Annotated in this window: 17 protein-coding genes; 14 read left to right on the top strand and 3 right to left on the bottom strand. The window is 67.3% G+C overall.

Translation table 11 applies throughout. The features are described from left to right. Nucleotides 1-169: 169 nt before the first annotated feature. The 12 genes from GF399_00615 (at nucleotide 170) to GF399_00560 (ending at nucleotide 12,449) form a co-directional block, all read left to right on the top strand. The gene (locus GF399_00615) at nucleotides 170-1,012 is read left to right on the top strand and encodes a hypothetical protein (protein ID MBD3398816.1); all 843 of its coding nucleotides are present in this window, start codon (nucleotides 170-172) and stop codon (nucleotides 1,010-1,012) included. Between the two features lie 271 nt (nucleotides 1,013-1,283). After that, nucleotides 1,284-3,107: a hypothetical protein gene (locus GF399_00610; GenBank protein ID MBD3398815.1), complete on the top strand. Its 1,824-nt coding sequence runs from the start codon at nucleotides 1,284-1,286 to the stop codon at nucleotides 3,105-3,107. A gap of 276 nt (nucleotides 3,108-3,383) precedes the next feature. Continuing rightward, nucleotides 3,384-4,031 carry an outer membrane lipoprotein-sorting protein gene (locus GF399_00605; GenBank protein MBD3398814.1) on the top strand — a complete coding sequence of 216 codons (648 nt, stop codon included), beginning with the start codon at nucleotides 3,384-3,386 and terminating at the stop codon, nucleotides 4,029-4,031. After that, nucleotides 4,028-5,416, top strand: a complete 1,389-nt coding sequence (locus GF399_00600) for a hypothetical protein (GenBank protein MBD3398813.1) — start codon at nucleotides 4,028-4,030, stop codon at nucleotides 5,414-5,416. The genes GF399_00605 and GF399_00600 overlap by 4 nt, the downstream gene beginning before the upstream one ends. After that, entirely contained in the window at nucleotides 5,409-6,812 is a 1,404-nt protein-coding gene (locus tag GF399_00595; GenBank protein ID MBD3398812.1) for a MiaB/RimO family radical SAM methylthiotransferase, read from the top strand. The genes GF399_00600 and GF399_00595 overlap by 8 nt, the downstream gene beginning before the upstream one ends. Continuing rightward, complete coding sequence (gene pgsA, locus GF399_00590) at nucleotides 6,809-7,426, top strand: CDP-diacylglycerol--glycerol-3-phosphate 3-phosphatidyltransferase (protein MBD3398811.1); 618 nt, start codon at nucleotides 6,809-6,811, stop codon at nucleotides 7,424-7,426. The genes GF399_00595 and pgsA overlap by 4 nt, the downstream gene beginning before the upstream one ends. Next, nucleotides 7,426-8,547: a hypothetical protein gene (locus GF399_00585; protein MBD3398810.1), complete on the top strand. Its 1,122-nt coding sequence runs from the start codon at nucleotides 7,426-7,428 to the stop codon at nucleotides 8,545-8,547. The genes pgsA and GF399_00585 overlap by 1 nt, the downstream gene beginning before the upstream one ends. 3 nt (nucleotides 8,548-8,550) lie before the next feature. Further along, nucleotides 8,551-9,093, top strand: a complete 543-nt coding sequence (locus tag GF399_00580; GenBank protein ID MBD3398809.1) for a phosphatidylglycerophosphatase A — start codon at nucleotides 8,551-8,553, stop codon at nucleotides 9,091-9,093. Nucleotides 9,094-9,171: 78 nt separating this feature from the next. Further along, the gene (locus tag GF399_00575; GenBank protein MBD3398808.1) at nucleotides 9,172-9,912 is read left to right on the top strand and encodes a hypothetical protein; all 741 of its coding nucleotides are present in this window, start codon (nucleotides 9,172-9,174) and stop codon (nucleotides 9,910-9,912) included. Beyond that, nucleotides 9,912-11,027 carry a hypothetical protein gene (locus tag GF399_00570; protein MBD3398807.1) on the top strand — a complete coding sequence of 372 codons (1,116 nt, stop codon included), beginning with the start codon at nucleotides 9,912-9,914 and terminating at the stop codon, nucleotides 11,025-11,027. Before GF399_00575 ends, GF399_00570 begins: the two co-directional genes overlap by 1 nt. Beyond that, complete coding sequence (locus GF399_00565; GenBank protein MBD3398806.1) at nucleotides 11,020-11,790, top strand: hypothetical protein; 771 nt, start codon at nucleotides 11,020-11,022, stop codon at nucleotides 11,788-11,790. Before GF399_00570 ends, GF399_00565 begins: the two co-directional genes overlap by 8 nt. Continuing rightward, nucleotides 11,787-12,449 carry a methyltransferase domain-containing protein gene (locus GF399_00560; protein ID MBD3398805.1) on the top strand — a complete coding sequence of 221 codons (663 nt, stop codon included), beginning with the start codon at nucleotides 11,787-11,789 and terminating at the stop codon, nucleotides 12,447-12,449. The genes GF399_00565 and GF399_00560 overlap by 4 nt, the downstream gene beginning before the upstream one ends. 467 nt (nucleotides 12,450-12,916) lie before the next feature. Here GF399_00560 and GF399_00555 read toward each other — a convergent pair whose 3' ends face one another. The 3 genes from GF399_00555 to rplS form a co-directional block, all read right to left on the bottom strand. Then, complete coding sequence (locus tag GF399_00555) at nucleotides 12,917-14,215, bottom strand: glycosyltransferase (GenBank protein ID MBD3398804.1); 1,299 nt, start codon at nucleotides 14,213-14,215, stop codon at nucleotides 12,917-12,919. After that, the gene (locus GF399_00550) at nucleotides 14,205-15,500 is read right to left on the bottom strand and encodes a hypothetical protein (protein ID MBD3398803.1); all 1,296 of its coding nucleotides are present in this window, start codon (nucleotides 15,498-15,500) and stop codon (nucleotides 14,205-14,207) included. The genes GF399_00555 and GF399_00550 overlap by 11 nt, the downstream gene beginning before the upstream one ends. Nucleotides 15,501-15,634: 134 nt before the next feature. Next, complete coding sequence (gene rplS, locus GF399_00545) at nucleotides 15,635-15,988, bottom strand: 50S ribosomal protein L19 (protein ID MBD3398802.1); 354 nt, start codon at nucleotides 15,986-15,988, stop codon at nucleotides 15,635-15,637. Between the two features lie 747 nt (nucleotides 15,989-16,735). Here rplS and GF399_00540 point away from each other — a divergent pair. Continuing rightward, nucleotides 16,736-18,883, top strand: coding sequence for a T9SS type A sorting domain-containing protein (locus GF399_00540; GenBank protein MBD3398801.1), 2,148 nt, complete (start codon nucleotides 16,736-16,738; stop codon nucleotides 18,881-18,883). 174 nt (nucleotides 18,884-19,057) lie between these two features. Further along, nucleotides 19,058-20,653 (top strand): tetratricopeptide repeat protein, encoded by a 1,596-nt coding sequence (locus GF399_00535; protein ID MBD3398800.1) that lies wholly within the window; start codon nucleotides 19,058-19,060, stop codon nucleotides 20,651-20,653. Nucleotides 20,654-20,702 lie beyond the last annotated feature (49 nt).

Raw genomic sequence — 20,702 nt, 5'->3', positions numbered from 1 at the left:
GCGGTCCGGCCCGCGACGAGTTCGTCCGCCGCACCAGTTTCACCGAACTGGCCGCCGAGCACATCGCGCTCTACACCGCGCTGCTCCGCGCCCGCGGCTTGGCTTGAGTGCTGTCATCCCGACGCCCTTTGTTGTATCCTTTTAACAGCCCCATTGGAAGGAAAACCCCTTGAACCTCTTCCAGGCGGCGACCCTGGGCTTCGTCCAGGGCGCCACCGAGTTCCTGCCCATCTCCAGCTCGGGGCATCTGGTCATCGTCGGCGAACTGCTGGGCGTCACCCCGGAAGGCAACCTGGCCTTCGGCGTCTTTCTGCACTTCGCCACGGCCCTGGCCGTGATGGTCTACTTCGGCCGGCGCTTCATCAACCTGTTGCGCGTTCTCGTCGCCAACCCCTGGCGCGCCGTGACCGGCAAGGATCTACCCTCCGGCGACAAGCGCCTGGGCAAACTCCTCGTCGGGATCATCATCGGCACCCTCCCCGCGGTGGCCGTCGGCCTGCTCTGGAAGAGCGACATCGAACGGGCCTTCCAGTCGCCCGAGCTGGCCGGCTGGATGCTCCTGGTGACGGCGGTGATCCTCTTCAGCCTGCGCCTGCGCCGCCAGCGCAAACCCGAGAACAGCCCGGAAGACGACACGGCGCCGGCGCCCAACTGGTGGCGCGCCCTCGCCATCGGCGGCGCCCAGGCCCTGGCGATCCTGCCCGGCATCAGCCGCAGCGGCTCAACTATCGCCGCCGGACTCCACCTCGACATCCAACAGCGCCGGGCCGCCGAGTTCAGCTTCCTGCTCTCCCTGCCGGCGATCCTCGGCGCCAACCTGCTCGAACTGGGCGGGGTGCTGCAAAGCGCCGACTGGCTGTCCTGGCCCGTTTACTTCGTCGGCGGCCTGGCCGCCTTCCTGACCGCCCTGGGAGCCATCCGCGTGGTCATGGGCACCGTGCAGAGCGGACGCTTCTGGCTCTTCGGCTTCTACTGCCTGATCGCCGGCGTGGTGACCATCGCCATCGCCTGATCAGGACCGCCGGCGTCACCTTTGAAAAATTACGGCCACACCCGCCCCGCCTACCTCCGCAACCTCGGCGCCGGAACCGGCACGGTTTTTGCGGAGGCGCAACCCGCGAGACGCCCGCCGCCGCGCCGACATGCAAAAACCGTGCCGGTTCCGGCGCCAACACCCACGGGAGCGCTACGAAACAACGATTAGCTAAATTTTCAAAGGTGACGCCCCTGACGCCCCCTCCTATGATTCATCGTCGATACCATTAAGCACGAACCTACCCACCATGGCCAAACGTCGCAAGAAGCGCAAGCGCAGTGAACGCAGCCTCGGCTGGGGGATCGTCTTGATCCTGGCCGGACTGTTCAGCTTCGTCTGCCTGGCGGCCTACCTTAACGCCGGCGCCCCGCCCACGTTGACAGACACAGACTCGTCTTTCGTCGGCGCCTGGGGCCTGAGTTGGGGTCGCGCCCAGCTCTGGCTGGTGGGCTACCTGGGCTTCGCCCTGGCCCTGGTGGTGATCTACGCTGGTCAGGCGTTGATCCGCGCCGCCACGGAACGCCTGGGCCGTCAATTGTTGGGTTTCCTGCTGTTGATCGGCTCCCTGGCCTTATTCTTCGATCTTGTCGGCGCCGAGCGGGCCTGGCCGCTCTACGGCGGTCGGCTCGGCCGCTGGATCTCCGGCTCCCTGACGAGTGTCCTGGGGGGTTTCGGCACCGTTCTGTTGGGAAGCCTGCTGCTGTTGTTCGGCTTCACCCTGGCGACGGGGTTGCGGCTGCGCGAGATCGGCGCGTTCTTCGGCCGCGGCGGGAAGCGGATGGCCGCGGCGGTCAAACGGGGTCGAGATAAGCATCATCAAGGCGCCGCCAAGCCGCCGTCGTCGGAGAAGTGCGAACGACCGCCGGACGGGGAGCAACCTACGTCATCCATCGAGCAGCCCGTCGACGCCGGTCTGGAACCGGCCGCGCCCGCCGCCGCCGCCCCGCCGCCCCTCGATACCCTGGGCGCCGAAGCCGCCGTCCAGCCGACCCGGGAAGAGCCCGACGAGCGCCCCGAGCTGCTGCGCCGCTTCCTCGAACAGCACGGGGTGGCCGCCAACATCATCGGCTACCGTCGCGGACCCAGCCTGGGCGTCTTCGAACTGCGCCTGGCCCCCCGCGAACGGCTGAAGAGCCTGGAGCGCTTGACGCCGGAGCTGTCCCTGGCGCTGAAAAGCCCGGCGGTGCGCGTAGTGCCGCGTTCCGAGGCCGGCACCGTCAACCTCGAGATTCCGTTGAGCGAACGGCGCATCGTCGCCCTGCGCGAGCTGCTGGAGGACGAGGCCTGGCAACGCCACGCCAGCCCCCTGGCCTTCCCCGTCGGCCTGGGCCAGGACGGTGCCGTCGTCATCGCCGATCTGGCCAAACTGCCCCACCTGCTGATCGCCGGCACCACCGGCTCGGGCAAGAGCGTCTTCCTCAACGCCGTGCTGCTGTCCCTGCTCTCCCGGGTCGGCCCACAGACCCTGCGCCTGCTGCTGATCGATCCCGGCCGGGTCGAGCTGGCGCCCTACGCCGGTCTGCCCCACCTGATCGGCGCGCCGATCACCGACCCGCAGAAGGCCCTCGTCGAGTTGGAGAAACTGGTCGCCGAGATGGACCGCCGCTACACCGTGCTGGCCAAGGCCCAGCGCCGCTCCATCGAGACCTACAACGAACTGGCCGCCGCCGAGGACAAAGAACTCGAACCGCTGCCCTGGATCGTGATCGCCGTCGACGAGCTGGCCGAGCTGATGGCCGCCACCGGCAAATCCGTCGAAACCCCACTGGCCCGTCTGGCCCAGATGGCTCGCGCCGTGGGCCTCCACCTGTTGGTGGCCACCCAGCGGCCCAGCGTCGACGTCGTCACCGGAGTACTCAAGGCCAACTTCCCCAGCCGGGCCGCCTTCAAGGTGCGCTCCGCCGTCGACTCCCGGGTCATCCTCGACGAGGGCGGAGCGGAGAAACTCCTCGGCCGCGGGGACCTGCTGTTCCTGCCCGTCGGCGCCGCCGAGCCGCTGCGCCTGCAGGCGGGCTACGTCGACGAAGGGGCGGTCCTGGCCGTGGTCCGGCATTGGCGGGCGCGACCCTAAAACCAACCGACGGCTGAGACCTTTGAAAACCGGCCGCCCGACGGTCCAAACCCGCACCGGCCGGAACTGGCACGGTTTTTGCATCTCGGCGAAGCAGCCAACGACCCGACGGTGTCGCCTCCGCAAAAACCGTGCCAGTTCCGGCGCTCCGGATCGTCGAGCCGCCGGCGTTCCTCATCGGTTTTTTCAAAGGTCTCAGCCCGCAAATCAAGCGCGATAGCGGAACCCCCAACCTTACCTCCACGTACCCCAGTAAGCCCTCCAACCGGGAAACCGATGAAACTTTTTCGATCCGCCTTTTTACTCTTGCTTGTCCTGACGGCAAGCCTGACCGTCGCCCTGACCGTCGACGACGTCGTCGCCCGGGTCAAGGCCGCCTACGCCGACGCCGACACCCTGACCTGTGATCTGCGCCGGGTGACGGTTTCGGGTCTCCTGGGCCAGCGCCGCGTGCTGCTCGGGGTCCTGCGGATGGACCTGCCGGACCGCTTCCGCATCGAGTATCACACGCCTTACGAGCAGATTCTGGTCTGCGATGGTGAGACGTATTGGTTGTACACGGTCAAGAACGGCCAGTGCCTCTACGGCCCCGTCGCGGACTTCGCCGAGCAGACGATGCTGACGGACCTGGTGGGCTACTTCGAGCGCGACTACGCCTACGAGCTGGACGGCGAGGAGGAGGTCAACGGCGTGGCGACGGTCCGGCTGCGGATGACGGCGCGGGACCCGGCCGAGGCCTACCCCGCCGGTCGGCTGTGGATCGATACGGAGCGCTGGCTGCCGCTGCAGATCGAACTCGTCGACGAGCAGGGCAACGAGCTCAGCTACCGTCTGTCCGACATCGAGCTGGATATTGCGCTGGCCGACGGCCAGTTCACTTTCGAGGCCCCGGCGGGCGTCGAGCTGTTGAGGATGGAGCGATGAGCGGGGTGGTGACGCGGAGTCAGCGGCTCAAGCGGGCCTTGCGCGACGGCGGCCTGGGCCTGGCCGTGGCGGCGCTGGGTGCGCTGCTGATCATCGGCGGCGGTCCCCTGGGGATCTTCATCGGTATTCCCCTGGCGGCGGGGGGTGCGGTGGCCCTGGGCTTCGGGCTGACGGGCCTGGTGCGCTACGGCCTGATCCCGGGCCGCCGGGTCTACTGCCCGCGCTGCCGGACGGAACAGACCCACCTGCGCGAGCTGCCCCATGCCCCCTGCGGTGAGTGCGGTCTGCCGCACCTGCTGACCCCGGGCGACAAGCTGGTCCTCGGCTGTTGCGAGCGCTGCGGCGCCGATTTCGCCTGCGGCGACGCCGACGGCGACGGCCTGGCCTGTCCGGACTGCGGCCGCCTGCACCGCGTCGTCGGCGGCGAGGTGTTCCCGATGGAGGAAGCGACCCGTCTGCCCGAGCTGCGTGATTTCACCCCCCGGGGCGAATTCTACGGCGAGCGTTCGGCCCTGCGGCGCGCCGTGCGCCGGCCCGCCGGTGAGCTCTGGCTGGCCCGCCAGTTGACGCAGATGCTGCAAGAGCGCAAGCTCGTCGTCGTCCACGGGGAGCTGGCCGCCCGCACCCGCGCCCTGGCCGAGGCCCTCCGCTCCCTGGTCCGGGCCGTGGAGGCGGGTGCGATCACCGCGGCTCCGGACTGCTGGCCGGAGCTGAAGAACCAGGCCGCCCGGCTGTTCCACGGTTGGGGTCGCTACCTGGACATCATCGGCTCCCTGGTCATGCGCGACGGCGAGGTCGAGGCCGATTTCCCCGTCGCCGAGGTTCTGCGGCTGCAACACAAACTCGCCGAGCATCCGGGTTTCGGCGAACGCTGGAGTGTCGACGCCGCCGCCATGCGGGCTCAGGACCGCTGGCTGGCGCCCGGCATCTACAGTGTCGAAGAGCCGGAGCCCCTCTACCGCCTGGCCGCCGAGCTGGCCCCCGGCGTCGTCTCCAGTCACCTGGACGAGGAGGCGCGCGGCGAGCTGCTCCAGCGCTTCGCCTCCTCCCGGCTCAAGGGCGCCCGGCGCAACCGCGTCGCCCGGCGGCTGGAGCTGGACCCCGACGAACTGACGGCCTTCGCCGACCTGTCCTTCAACCAGAACGCCGCGGCCGGATTGGCCCTGCGCGGCGACGAGGTCCTGGCCTACGACAAGCGGCGCCTTCAGCGCTGCCGGTTGGATCGGTTGCACCGGGTGCGCTTCAGCGCCGATCACCTGTACGTCGAACTCGCCGACGGGACGCAGTGGAAGCTGCGAGCTCGGGCGCCGCGCAACGAGCGCTCGATCGTCTTCCTCCTCGACGAGGCGCCGCCCGCAGACCGGGAAACGGTCGACGATGACTGAGCGACACCGACAGCGCCGGGTTCACCTGGTCTCCCTGGGCTGCAGCAAGGCCCTGGTGGATTCCGAGGTCGTCCTCGGTCAGTTGTCCCGGCGGGGCTGGGAGCTGACCGACGACGACGAGGCCGAGCTGTACCTGATCAACACCTGCGGCTTTCTGCCCGAGGCCCTCGAGGAGACACGGGTCGAGCTGGAGCGGCTGGCTTCGCTGCGCGACCGCTTCGGCGGTTCGAGGCTGGCGGTGATCGGCTGCGCCGTCGAGGAGCTGCGCGAGCGGTTGCTCGACGAGTACCCAGCGATCGACCTGCTGGCGGGCACCGGCGCCCTGCCCCGGCTGGGAGAGCTGGTCGACGGACTCTTCGGCGGAACAGCCGCTGAAACGGCCGAAGCCCCCGTGGTGAGCTTCGGCGAGCCCGGCGGCGCCTACGACGGCAACCCCGACGTCCTGCCCCAGCGCATCGCCCTGACCCCGCCGCACACGGCCTACCTCAAACTGGCCGAAGGCTGCGACCTGGGCTGCGCCTTCTGCGCCATCCCCCGCCTGCGCGGCCCCCAGCGCAGCCGCGAACTCGAAGCCGTCGTCGGCGAAGCCGCCGGTCTGGTCCAGGCCGGCGCCCGGGAGCTGATCCTGATCGCCCAGGAGACCACGGCCTACGGTCGCGATCTCTACGGTGAACCGTCCCTGGCACACCTCCTCGGCGAGCTGGCCCTCAACTTGCCCGTCGACGACCTCTGGCTGCGCGTTCTCTACCCCAACCCCGCCCGCATCGACGAGGCTTTCCTCGGCGCCCTGGACGCCCAGCCCCAGTTCGTGCCCTACCTGGACTTCCCCTTCCAGCACGCCGACGCCGGGGTGTTGCGGGCGATGAACCGCGAGGGCGGTCCCGTGGAGCTGCGGGCGACGCTCGAAGCGGCCCGGGAGCTGGTGCCCGATCTCGTTCTGCGCGGCACCGCCCTGGTCGGCTTTCCCGGTGAGGACGCCGCCGCCTTCGACGAACTGGTCAGGTTCGTCGACGAGGTGCGCTTCGACCATCTGGGCGTCTTCGCCTTCGCCGCCATGCCGAACACCCCGGCCGCCGCCCTGGACGACGACGTCACCCCCGCCGAGAAGGAGCTGCGGCGCCGCGCCCTCTACGAGCTGCAAGAGGCCGTCAGCCTGGAGAAGAACAGCGCCCTCGTCGGCACCGAGGACCAGGTGCTGGTCGATTTCATCGCCGAGGAGGGCGCCGTCTGTCGCGCCGCCCGCCACTGCCCCGAGGTCGACGGCTTCGTCGAGGTCGTCCTGCCCCGGGGCCATGACTGGCTCCCCGGTGAGTTCCGCCGCATCATCTACACCGAGGCCCTGCCCTACGATCTACGCGCCGAGCCCGCCGCCGCTGAACCCCCGACCGAAGCATGACCCTGCCCAACAAACTGACCCTGGTGCGCATGGTGTTGACCGTTCCCTTCACGGCCTGTCTGGCTCTGGGCGGGACCGGGCTGTACATCGCCGCCCTGGCCCTGGCTTTGATAGCCGCCCTGACCGACCTGGTCGACGGCATCGTCGCCCGGCGCCGGGACAGCGGCTCGGCCTTCGGCCGCTTCGCCGATCCCCTGGCCGACAAGCTGTTCGTCGCCGGCGCCCTGGTGACCTTCGCCGTGGTCGAGCACACCCCCGGCACCCCCCTGGTGCCCTTCTGGATCGCCCTCGTCGTCATCTGGCGCGAGCTGCTGGTGACCGCCCTGCGGGCCTACGCCGCCCACCGCGGTGTCGAGGTCCCCTCCAGCAAGCTGGGCAAGGCCAAGACCCTGCTGCAGCTGACCGCCGTGGTCGCTGTGGTGGCCTTCCTGGCCGTGCGCGCCCTCGTCGTCGAGGCCGGCGGCGCCTGGACGCCGGAAATCGACCGCATCTGCCGGATCGTCTACCTGTCTCTGGTCGGTCTGGCCGCCCTGCAGAGCCTGGTTTCCGGCGTCGACTACCTGGTCAAGGGCCGCGCGCTGATCCGCTCCGGCCTGGAGGCCGAGGAGGAGTGATGCGGCTGATCGTGCATGAGGGCGATAAAGCTTCGACTGCGTTTTGGGATGCAATCGAGGAAGTCGCCGCGGATGGCTCCTTGTCGATAGTTGTGCCCTACTTCAATCCTGATATATTATTACGATTGATCGAAGGCAAAGAATGGCGCTTGATAACGGATTGCAATGAATGCTTCAATGCTTTAACTGACAGAAGCAAACAGCGTTTGATTGAATTCTGTAAGAATAACCACAATCAAATACATCACAAGGATTTGTTGCACGCCAAGGTGTTCATTGGGAAAGAGAAGGCGCTTCTGGGCTCGGCCAATTTAACTGATCTGGGATTTGGAAGACGTGACGAAGCGGCGGTACTTTTCGAAGGCGATATTGTCATTGAATTAAGGGAATGGTATTCCAATCTATGGAACGAATCAGAAGAGATACCTATAGATGCTAAAAGAATAACGAGGATTAAAGAAAGATCTGTCAGCGAACGCACCACCTCCGAGCCTCTCTTCTCGAAGAATAACCATCGAACGCAGACCAAGCTGCATCAGCGTTCGAAGAAGAAGGCGACTAAGACGCCGACAACAGAAGCCGAGCACCGGAAACGATTGTTGGCGGCGATTAGAAGGTCACCATCAAAGGAATGGATTGAGGGATATTTCGATTTAATGAAAAGGGCAATAGAAATAGCAAACCTAGACCAATATCCAGAAAGATTTGTAACAAGTTGCACTAAAGGATTATCAATCAATCTTACGATCAATAGAGGTTTTTCCCTTACAGCTAATCATCAACATATCAATTCTATTGGATTCATCTTACCAGAAGATATAGATCCAGATAGTTACGAAAGCATGACTAAGAAACATTATAACAAAGAACCCTTTAAGCTGATAACAAAAAGTAAGGGCTCTGATCCTTATATATATGTTAGCTTTGTAATGGATTATAATGATATTAATCTAATCTCTAATGAGTTATTAGCTAAATGGGAAACTATTGTTAAGGCTCAACCGCAAATGGGATACTCACCATTGCCAAATGTTAAAGCAGTTCACAACCCCCTCGTCTATCGCGCCGCCGTGGATCTCGACTACCGCAAACAACTCCTAGACGAAGCCTTTGGGGATTAAGCCATGAGCATTATCAAGCGCACCAAGCTGAAGAAACCGCCCAAGCTGCGCCTCGTCCAGCTCCCCGCCGTGCTGCTCGGCTCCTTCGGCCTGACGGGCTACTTCCCCGTCGCCTCGGGAACCGTGGCCAGTCTGGCGGCCTGCGCCGTCTACGTCGTTTTGCCGCCGGAGCTGCCCTGGCTGGTGCCGGCCCTGGGGGCACTGCTGTTCCTGCTCGGCGTGCCGGCCTGCGGCTGGCTGGCCGAGCGCTACGAGCACCCGGATCCCTCCCAGGCCACCGTCGACGAGGGGGCGGTGATGCTGCTGGTGCTGAGCTATCTGCCGCGGACGTGGTTCAACCTGGCGCTGGCCTTTTTGCTGTTCCGCTTCTTCGACATCGCCAAGGTCTGGCCGGCGCGGCCGGCGGAGAAGCTGCCCGGCGGCTGGGGGATCATGATCGACGATCTCGTCGCCGGGGCTTACAGCGTCCTGATCCTCTGGGTGGTCAACCTCAGCGGCTTCCTGCCCGCCTGGGCCCTGACCCCCCTGCCCCTGATCTGGAGTTGACGCGCGGACGGTGCGCCGGAGAGCGGCGCGGGTCTTGCGCTCCCAGCCGATTACGACCGCAAGCGAAAGGTGCGTGCGATGGACAATGAAACCCCGGTCAGCTACAAGAACCCGCTGAACCAGTTGCTGGACGCCGTGACGGCGCCCGAGGACGCCTTCGGCGCGCTCAAGGAGCGTCCGCGCTGGTTCGTCTTCGCCCTGGTCTGCGTGGTCGTCGCCCTGGGCGCCTCGGTCTTCATCATGGACATGGCGATCGAGCAGGGCCGGCAGCAGATCGATGATTACATCGCCGAGCACCGCGACGAGATCCCGGAGCAGCAACTGGAGATGCTGCAGCAGCGGCGCGAACAGATCGGCCGGGGTCCGTTGTTCTACGTCTTCTTCTTCGGCGTGCCCCTGGTCCAGATCACCCTCTACCTGCTGGCCGCGGCCGGGGCGCTCAACGTCGCCGTCGGCGTAACCGGCCGCCACTTGGGCTTCAAACGCGGCCTGGCCGTCGCCTCCCTGGGGCTGGTGACCTACGCCGCCTCGAGCATCGTCCACGTGATCCTGTTCCGGGTGACGGGGAGCTTCCACACCGGGACCAGCCTGGGGGTGTTGATTCCGCCGGGACAGACCGAATGGTACATGCGGCTGCTGAGATCGCTGGCCGACCGGATCGACCTGTTTTCCATCTGGACGGTGTTCCTCTACACCGTGGCCCTGAGCGAGATCGTCGATATCCCGAAGAAGAAAGCCTTCGGCATCGTCGGGGTGTTGTGGGCGATCTGGGCCGCGGCGATGTACGGCCTGAGTTTCATCTTCGGCGGTCCGATGTAGTGAGCCTGCGCGAGTACAGCGGTGTCATCCACCTCCACTCGACCTACTCCGACGGCGCCTGGTCCGTGGGGCGGATCATCGCCTGCGGGCTGGAACTTGGGCTCGATTTCATCATCCTCACCGATCACGACACCCTCCAGCCGCGGCGCGACGGCTGGGACGGTTGGTACGTCGCCGGCGACGACGGTCCCCGCCGGGTCGAGCGCCCCGGCGACCGGCAATCCCTGCTGCTCTGCGTCGGCGACGAGATCACCCCCGACCAGAACCACTACCTGGCCCTGGGCTACGACGGTCCCGAGGATTTGTCCCAGCTACCGCCCGCGGGGTTTATCCGTGAAGTGAATAGACACGGCGGCGTCGGCGTCATCGCCCATCCCGACCACCGCGGCAACGAGCGCTTCGGCATCGGCTGCTACGCCTGGCGCGACTGGAGCGTCACCGGTTACGATCTGGTCGACATCTGGGACCTGATGACTGACTGGCAGGACCACCTGCGCGGGTTGCCCTCGGCGCTGCAGGCCGTGCTGTTCCCGGCCTGGGTGCTCAAGGGTCCCAAGCGGATGACCCTGCTGCGCTGGGACGAGCAGTTGCGCCAAGGGCCGGCTCCCGTCGTCGGCTGCAACGACAACCACGGCCGCCCCTACAACGTCTTCGGCTTCAAGGTGCCCCTGCTGCCCTATCCCCTGGCCCTGGCGACGATGCACACCCACGCCTTCTGCGAACCGCTGGGGCAGCTCGAGGCCGCGGCGGCCGAGCGTCGCTTGCTGGACTGCCTGGTCGCCGGACGCAGCTTCATCGCCCAGGACTACTGGTGGGACTCCCGGGGCGCGCGGGTCTGGGCCGAGAACCCCCGGGGCGACCGCCTCGAGCTCGGCGCGACGGCTGACGTCGACGACGGCCCCTGGACGATCTTCGTCGAGCTGCCCGCCGCCGCCCGCCTGACCCTGGTCGGCGACGGGCGGATCGTCAAGCGGCGTAAGGCCCGCCGCCTCTACCATACCGTTCGCCAACCCGGAGCCTACCGCCTCGAGGTCCACCGCCGCCGCCTCGGCGCCCCCAAGCCCTGGGTGTTCACCAACGCCCTGCGCTTTTTCCCGGGAGGCCGTGATGCCTAGATGCAGCGCCCTCGTCCTGTTCCTGGCCCTCGCCTCCGCGGCCTGCGCCGTCGACGGCCCGCTGATCATCCAGCCCTGTTGGGGTCCGCCGGAGCCCGTCCTCTCGCCCGTCGACGGTCTCAGCATCCGCTTGCAGTTCCACAACACCGGAGCGGAGGAACTGCCGGCCGAGGTCGTCTGGGGTACCGCGCCCCTGATCCTGGAAACCCCGGACCACACCGAGATTCGTCTCTCCGGCGCGGAGCTGCTCGAGCCGGCCGAGCATCCCGCGGTGGTCGAGGCCGGTCACTGGGGCGCCGCCGTGATCGAGCTGGGCGAACTGTTCGACCTCGAGCCCCTCGGTCGCTACCGCCTGGAGTGGCGCAACGACTACGGCGCTGACCGCCTGGCCTTCGAGGTGCTGACCGAGCGCGCCTACCTGCTCCAGCGCCTGCGCGCCGATGTGACCCACAACCACTGGATGCTCTATCTCTACGGTGAGGACGGATTGGTTTATACGGACAGCCTGGCCGGCCGTTTGGCCGGCTACGGCCGGGCCGTCGTTGCGGAACTCGCCCTGCTGCTGGACGACGAGACCGCGGTCTTCATCGAGGGCTCCGAGGAGGCCACCCTGGGCTCGATGTACGCCCACCGGGTCTGCGATTACGCCGCCGTCATCCTGGCCGACATCCTCGGGCTGCGTCTCGCGGAGTTGCGCAGCATGGACCCTGAGGAGCGCGATGCAGGCCTAGAGCGTCTACGCCGCGAACTGGAGGATCGATGAGCCGCCGCACCATTCAGATCACCGAGCGGATCTGGCGCTACCTGCTCGAGCAGACCCTGCGCGAGCCGCCCCTGCTGGCCGAGCTGCGCGCCGAGACCGCCGCGCTGGACAATCCCGATATGCAGATCTCGCCGGTCCAGGGCCGCTTCATGGCTCTGCTGGTCGAACTGACCGGCGCCCGCCGGATTCTCGAGCTGGGCACCTTCACCGGCTACAGCTCGCTCTCGATGGCCCTCGCTCTGCCGCCGGACGGCAGGATCGTCTGCCTCGACAAGAGCGCCGAGTACACCGCCGTCGCCCGGCGCTACTGGGCCCGGGCGGGTGTGGGGGAACGCCTCGAGCTGCGGCTGGGCGAGGCCGCCGCCGGACTGGCCGCCCTGCGCGCCGAGGGCCGCGACGGCGGGTTCGATTTGGTGTTCATCGACGCCGACAAAGACAACGAGGACCACTATTACGAAGAGGCGCTGCACCTGCTGCGCCGGGGCGGGCTGATCGTCGTCGACAACGCCCTCTGGGGCGGCCGGGTGGCCGATCCGGAGAACACAGACCCCACCGTCGCGGCCATCGGCCGGCTCAACCGCAAGGTGCGCGACGACGAGCGGGTGACGATGACACTGATCCCCGTCGCCGACGGCCTGCTGCTGGCCCGCAAGCGCTGAAGTGGCGGTCGGCGGCGAGGCCTGGCCTCGGTTGACCGCGCTCAACTGTAACTGGGCGGTCCAGAGCAGGACCGCCCAGTTACAATATGCTGGTGCAGTCCCCTTGATTGAGCCGACGACGGGGAGCCTGTTTCGACACCAACTGAAGCCGCTAGGTCCTCGACAAGCGGCCTGTTCGGTAGGTACTGCCTTGCTGATGGTAGTGCAGCTCGAGCAATCCCGAGTCTCCGGGCAACCTGTCGCAGCCGGTCAGTTCTACTTCGTTCAGGCTAACTGAGGTTGATAACTCAAACGACGGGGTCCGGCGACCCCGCCGTTTTGTCAATCTCCGCCGTTTCAGCGGGTCCGTCACGGTTCTTGCATCGACGCCGGACCCGCTGGGGATCCGGCGTCGCAAGAACCGCGCCGGCCCCTGCGGTCTGCGGTCCCTCGGCAGCGATAAGACACGAGGGCGGCCCCGAGCGTCACTAATCGTCGACCAGTTCGTTGAAGAGCCGCGCCGTGCGCTCGGCCAGGCGGCGGCGCTCGTAGGGCTCGACGGCGCAACGGCTGACGGGAGGGGGCGGGTTTTCGAGCAGGGCGGCCAGCGCCCGGCCGACGGCGGCGGGGTCCCGCGGATCGGCGATGTTGCCGGCGTTGAGCTCGGTAATCAACCGGGCGGCGTCACCGGGTGGGCAGCAGGCCAGGATCGGCCGTCCCAAGCGCAGGTATTCGAACAGCTTGCCGGTCAGGACGGTCTGGGCTCCGGGCTGGGGGGCGATGACCAGCAGCAGCACCGCGCAGCGAGCGAGTTCGCTCAGGGCGGCGCGGTGGGGCAGGGAGCCGCGACGTTCGAGCAGGCCGGGATGGGCGGCGGAGCAGTCGTCGATCGCGGCGGCGGCCTCGGGTCCGGCGCTGCCGATGAAGCGCCAGCGCAGGGCGGGATGCTCGCCGTGGAGCCGGGTTAGGGCGTCGAGGAAGACGTCGGGGCGGCGGGGTCCGTAGAAACTGCCGGCGTAGCCGATACTGGCGGGCTCTGGTTTGAGCTGCTCCAGTCCGGCGAAATCGGCCTCGTCGTAGCCGTTGGTGATCACGCTCAGCTTGTCGGCGGCGGCGGGAAAGGCGCGGCGGTAGAGTTCGGCCATCGACGGGCTGACGCAGACCAGGGCGTCGGCGGCCTCGACGACGCGGCGTTCCAGCCGGCGGGCCAGGGCGCGGTGGAAGCCGGAGATGGGCTCGAAGAAAGGTCCCACGGTCCAACTGTCGCGCAGGTCGACGACCCAGGGCGCAGCGTAGCGCTCCTTGAGGCGCAGGCCGACGAGGTGGCTGGATTGGGGCGGCCCCGTGGTCCAGATGAGGTCGTGGGGTCGCTGGTGCTGCAGGGCGACGGCCGTCGCCGCGGCGCCCCGGGCCCAGCGCCGTTGGGCGTCGGGCAGGTCGCCGAGGCGGGCGGCGCAGCGTCGCAACCGGGCACGCAGAGCTCCGCCGCCGGGGGACGTTCCGCCGGAGCTCCGTTGGGCGCCGCTGGAGGCGCTGAGCCCGAGCAGGCGGCCCAGGCTGGGGTAGCGTCGCGCCGGGGCGCGGATGACGGGGCAGTCGACCTGGTCCAGGGCCGCCGGGTCCCGCAGGTGGAAGGCCGGGTCGTCGGCGCTGAGCACCGTCGGCCGCCAGCCGCACGCCGGCAGGTAGCGGGCCAGCTTGAGGGCCCGCAGCATCCCGCCGCCGCCCAGGGGCGGGAAGTGGTAGGCCGTCATCAGGACCCGGCGCGGAGGTCGGCTAGTGTTCATCGGGGTACCAGTGGGAGAGGATTTCGCTCAATTGCCGGGCCCGGCGGGGCGCGGCGAAGCTTTCCCTCGACGCGTCGGGTGGACTTACAGCCAGGGGGCCGGCTCCGTCCCGGGCGGCCCGCAGCAATTCGCAGACCCTCTCCGCCTCGTCCGGGCGGCAGCAGGCGCCCAGTTCGTAGCCCTCGACGACGCGGCGGGCGGCGTGGTTGTCGGCCACCAGCAGGATCGGCCGTCCCGCGCCGACGTAGTCCGAGGTCCGGCCGGGCAGGCCGAGGGGATTGTCCCCGGCCACGGTCAACAGGAGCACGTCGGCCCGATGCATGGCGGCGAGGCTGGCCCGGTAATCGACCTGTCCCGGCTCCTCGACCAGCTCGGCGCAGCCCAGCCCCGCGGCGACCTCGCGCACCGTCGGTCCGCGGTTGGAGCCCAGGTGGCGCAGGAGCGGCGGGCGCCCGCCATGTTGAGCCAGCCGTTTGAGCGCCCGCAGCACCGGCGTCAGGCCCTCGTCGGCCCGATGGGTGCCCACCATGGCCACGGTGAAGCGTCGCGGATCGGGCTCGAGGTCCAGGTCGTGCAGGGCGGGATCGAAGCTCAGCGGCGCGGTCAGGATCTTGCGGCGGTGCTCGGGATAGCGCCGGCGCAGCAGCTCCGTCTCCAGGGGCGAGGCGCAGAGCAGCGCCCGGGAGCGCGCGACGGCCCGGCGCTCGCCGCGCTCGGCGGCCGGTTTGGCCAGCGGCGACGACGTGTCGCTGACCCAGCCGCCGACCCAACGATCGCCCAGATGGCCGATCCAGGGAATGTGCAGGCTGCGGGCCAGGGCGTCGGCCGGGGCCAGGTGGCTGAAGGGCGGGGCGATCACCAACAGGGCGGCGTAGCGCCCGCCCCGTCCCAGGCGCCGCCCGGCGGCGTAGAAGAAGGGCGCGCTGAGAACCTTGGGATCCGGGGTCAGCAGGGCGTGCTGCAAGCGGGATAGCGGGCCGCCGTGGCGCAGGGCCCCGGCCCCCAGGGCGACCCGGTAGCCCGGTCCCTTGACCAGACGCAGCAGCCGGGCCGGATCCAGGGAGCCGCAGCGATGGACCGGGGCGTAGGGCCGCAGCTCGTCGGCCAGCGCCTTGTCATGGGCGTAGTAGGCGATCGGCTTGACCGTCAGCACCTCGGGCCGCCAGCCGTAGTCGGCCAGATAGCGCACATAGGGGATGACCGTCTTGACCCCACCCATCCCCAAGGGCGGGTAGTAGTAGGCGATGACGAGGAGTCGGCGCGGCTGGCGATCCGGCTGGTTCATGGGGGGATTATAACCGCTGGGGCGCTCGGGGGAAAGTCGCGGCGGGTTGTCGGCGCTGGGTTCGACAAGGGCCACGTCAGACGCCGTGGCCCATCGGATGCTACTCGGTGCTGGCGGTCGACGCGCGGCGTCCGCTAGTGAAGGCGCTTGTCCTTGACCCGGGCCGCGCGGCCGATCTTCTCGCGCAGATAGTAGAGTTTGGCGCGCTTGGTCGAGCCCCGACGCACGACCCTGATATCGGAGACGTTGGGGGAGTGCAGCGGGAAGATGCGCTCCACGCCGATGTTGCCCGTCCCGGTGGTCCGGCGGACGGTGAAGGTCTCGCGCAGGCCGCCGTGCTTCTTGGCGATAACGATACCCTGGAACTTCTGGATGCGCGTCTTGGAGGCCTCGGTGATCTTGACCGCCACCTCGATGGTGTCGCCGACGTTGAAGGCGGGAACGTTCTCGCGGAGCTGTTCCTGTTCCAGACGTTGGATGCGCTGCATCGCTTCAAACCTCTTCGTTGATTCTTCGCTTCTGGAGCAAAGCCTCTGCCGACGCCCGGTCGCCGCGGCTTCGATTCGTGTTCGACGCGGCGTGTTGGACGCGGTGTGTCGGGCACTTCGTTTTGTCACTTCTTGTTACCCAAAGGCGGGTAGGCATCGTACCATACTTCGCCCCCACTGGCAAGAAAAGGCGAAAAAATGTTTGCCGTCGGGGGCTTTTGGATGTATATTAGTTGTAGAAGAAGCTATCGGTAAGTTAAACTGCAATCTGTTCTGCAATCTGTTCGTAGATCAGTATTGTCAACAGTTCCGGGTTCATTAGCTCGGAGCCGGCTTAATCCAGTCCCCCGCCTGGTTTTCCGACGCCGGCCTGAACAATTGGGCCGTGCTGTCCTGTCCGTCCACCACGAGCTCTGTCGCGGGCCGTCCCGTGGGGTGGCTTCAACATGACCAGGTGTCCGTGCTAATCCGCCGTTCGCCAACGAATGCGTAGAGAAATCGGCACCGTACCTCACGTTCATTTTCCAGCTTCGCACCGGCTCGGTGCTGAGCCTCGTACAGACCGCCGCTCAACCGACCGGCTGCGAGCCGGTAATTGCCACGGTTGAGCCGCCGGCCCGCCAGGTTACCCGATCAGAGTGGCGCCCCGGGCCGGCGTCCAGCGATGTTACTCGAAGCAGCGCTCAGGACAACCATGGATCACCGCACCCCGGCTGCGGCTCGTGTGCGGATCAACGCAGGGGAGGGATGATGAAACGTTTTCTCGGCTTTCTTCTCGTAACCTTACTCGCGGCGCTGCCCGCCGCGGCCTACGTCGTCACCCAGGACACCTGGGGCGGCGGCCCCCTCGAGCCCGGACCGATCCAACAGTTCGGCAACACCTTCGCCTCGAGCTCCAATGTCAACTTCTACTACTGGGGCGATCTCTGGCTGGCCTTCCTGCCCAGCTCCGCTCCGGAACAGCAAAACATCGGCTCGCACAACGCCGCCTACTATGCCAAGCCCGGCGATGTCGACGGCGACGGCGATAACGACGTTCTGGTCTCCTCCTCGGTCTCCGAGGACTTCGTCTGGTTCGAAAACCTGGGCGACGGCGTCTTCGGCGACTCCCAGGTCATCCTGGAGAACAGCGCCTACGTCGCCTTCACGGTTTGCGACCTTGATTTCGACGAGGACGGCGATCTCCTGATGGGCATCGACCAGGGCTCCAACCGCTTCGTGTGGTTCGAAAACGACGGCGCGGGCAACTTCACCGAGCACGTCATCGATCCCAGCTTCCCCCAGGTCGACATGGGCGTGGCCGTCGATTTCGACCAGGACGGCGATCTGGATATCTTCGCCGGCGCCTATCAGAGTTCACCGTTGAAATGGTTCGAGAACCTGGGCTGGAACGCCGGCGAGGGTGACTTCGACTGGGAGATCCACGTCCTGGTGGCCTCGGGTCACTCCGGCGCCGAGAACATCGGCCTGGCCCAGGGCGACTTCAACGACGACGGCTGGACCGACGTCGCCTTCTCCTGCCGCAACAACGGCGAGATCGTCTGGTGGGAGTACGACGAGAACTGGACCGATCCCACCCAGGCCTTCCTGGAGCACGTCATCTACACCGGGATGACCGAGGCCTACAGCTGCGTCGCCAAGGATATGGACTGGGACAGCGACCTCGACCTGGTAACCAGCAGCCGCAACGGCCGGATCGACTGGTTCGAGAACGACGGCGTCGGCGGCTTCACCCACCACGCCGTCACCACCGGCTACTCGGGTTGTCGTGAGGTCACCCCCATCGACGCCGACTACGACGGCGACATCGACATCCTCTCGGCCTCCCAGTCCGGCAACACCCTCGACTGGTGGGACAACGACGGCTCGATGAACTTCACCCAGCTCAGCTGGGCCACCGGTTACGGCGGCGCCCACGGCGTCGTCACCTCCAGCTTCACCGACACCCGCGCCCCCGTCGGCCTCTCCACCGCCAACACCGGCGACAGCATCGACTGGTGGCAGATCACCGAGGGCTTCCAGGCGTCGGGCGTACTGACCAGCTCCGTGCTCGAGGCCGTCGTCGAGGAGCCTGACTGGCGGATGTTCATCTGGGACGAGTACCTGCGTCCGGACACCGACATCGAATTCTACGTCCGCGCCGGCGCGTCCTACGACGACTGCATCGCCGCCGCCTGGGAGGGGCCCTTCAGCCAGAGCTTCGACCTTTCCACGGCCGTCGACGACGGCCTGCGCTATCTGCAATACCAGGTGGAGCTCACCTCCAACGATGCCGATTACTCACCCACGCTGTTCACCGTCGACGTCTACTACACCGACCTCCTGGCCGCCGACCCGTTGACCATCGAGGTCGATGACCGCGACGAGGGCCTGCTGGTCAACTGGACCAACGAAGGCACGGCGGCCTCCTACGACCTGCTGCGGGCTCCCGCCGTCGACGCCGAGCTGGAGATGGCCTACCAGAAGCTCAACGACCGGCCGCTGCCCGGCGAACCCAGCCAGCGGTTCCTCGATCGCGGGGTTCGGGGCGGTCTCGATTACGCCTACAAGGTCCGCGTCGTCGATCAGGACGGCAAGACCGCGACCTACGGTCCGGTCTTCGCCGCCCACCACGACGGCAGCCTGCCGCCCCAGGCCGCGCTGCTGCAAAGCCACCCCAATCCGGCCGTCGGCCTGACCACCATCACCTTCGAGCTGCCCGAGGCCCAGACCGTCTCCCTGGAGCTGTTCGATGTCAGCGGCCGACTCCTGCGCCGCCTCATCGAGAGCCAGCCGTTGAGCGCCGGTCGGCATACCTGCACTCTCAACACCGCCGGCCTGACCAACGGCGTCTACCTCTACCGGTTGAGCACACCGGACCTCGACGTCCACCGCCGGCTGGTGGTCAACCGCTAAACCCGTCAGCGAGCGTAAACACCGGGGGTCGCCGCGGCGGCCCCCGCTTCGTTGCGCCCTCGGGAACCGCGGCGCCTGAAAAGAGGCCGGACGGCTGGTATACTGAACGTGAGACTTATCTTGCCTTTTGTTCAACAGACGAGATTACGGGCCAGCGAAAGGCTGATTGCGCCGATGGAATCACGACCGCCCGACGAAGGTCGAACCGCGGCTCTGGCGGACCTGGACGCCGCCCTGCGCGAACGCGACCTGGCCCTACTCGAGGAACGCTTCGCCCCGGGGCTGACCGACGAGGCCCCCCGTCCCCTGGAGGCTCGCTATTACCTCTACCGCGGCCTGACCGCCCGCCGCAAAGGTGAATCGGTACGGGCCGCCGAGCTGCTGATCCAGGCCCGCCGCCTGGCCGAGGATTGCGCCGACGAAGCCCTGCTGGGCCGGGTGATGCTGGAAAGCGGCCTGCTGGAGCGCGACGCCCAGCGCTACGACCGGGCGCTGGAGCTGCTGGAAACTGCCGGGGAGCGCCTCACCGCGGTCGGCGATCTAACGGGTGTGCTGGAGGCCAATGTCGCCCTCAGCACCGCCTTACGGCATCTGGGACGCTACGGGGAGGCCGAGCGGCTGCTGCGCTGGAACCTCGAACGGGCCGGCGACCTGGGCCTGGAGCGCAGCCAGGCCGTGGCCTGGGCCAACCTGGGGGTGCTGTTCAAACGCACCGGCCGCACGATCGAAGCCCGCCTGGCCCAGCGCCGGGCCGTGGAGTGCTTCGAGGCCCTGGGCGATGAAAAACGGGAGGCCGTCTCCCGGCTCAATCTGGGCAACATCTACAAAAGCATGGGTGAGCATGCGGCGGCCCTGAGCTGCTACCAGCGCTGTCTGATGCTGACCACCCACACCGGACAACGCCGCGAGCACGGCGGCGCGTTGACCAACCTCGGCCTGCTCTACACCCGCCAGAGTCGCTTCGCCGACGCCGAGGACGCCTTCGACCAGGCCCTGCAGGTGTTCGACGAGATCGGCGAGGAGCGCTGGGCCGCCAACGCCCACCACGGGCGGGGCATGGTGGCCCTGCACCGCGGGCGCTTTCCGGCGGCCCGCGAGCTATTGGAACGGGCCGTCGAGATGTACGGGCGCCTGGAATATCGCTCTGGGCTGGCCGGCTCACTGATGGGTTTGGCTGCCGTCGCCTTCCGTGTCGGCGATGAGAAACGGGGCCGGCGGCTGGCCGATGAGGCCGTCGCCGTTAAAGAGGACCTCGGCGAACTGCGCCGGGCCCACCTTTATCTACTCGAGTACGGCCTCTACCTGACCATCTCCGGCCGCCTCGAAGTGGCCGGAAAGCTCTTCGCGCGGGCCGAGTCCCACGCCCGGACCATCGGGGAGCCGATGGAACCTCAGTATCAGGCCGCCGTATTGAGCTGGTGGCGGCTCAACAACGACGAACGCGACGGCGCCCTGTCGGCGGGGGCCCGGGCGGTCAAGCTCTCGGAGCAGTTCGCCGAACCGCCGATCGCGGCCCTGGCTTCCCTGGCCTACGGCCGGGCCCTGCTCGCCGCCGGCTGGATCGAGCAGGCCGACGAACAGCTCAACGAGTCCCGCAAGGCCTTCGAGGCCCTGGAGATGCCCTATGAGGCCGCCCTGGCCTGGCGGGCCTCCGTCGATTTCTACCGCAAGGTAGACAACGCCGCCTTCGCCGACCTGGCCGCCGAGCGTTATCGCAGCCTGGCCGAGGGTTGCGGCGCCCTCCAACTGCGACGCCTGCGCACCGGCTGAGCGGACCGGGGTGCGGTGACGGCCTACGTGCTATAATCGGGCTCTCACG

This window comes from Candidatus Coatesbacteria bacterium (assembly GCA_014728225.1).
In the GTDB taxonomy this organism is placed as follows: Bacteria; RBG-13-66-14; RBG-13-66-14; order RBG-13-66-14; family RBG-13-66-14; genus WJLX01.
The sequence above is the reverse complement of the archived record's forward strand: the minus strand, read 5'-3'. Positions and strand labels throughout refer to the sequence as shown.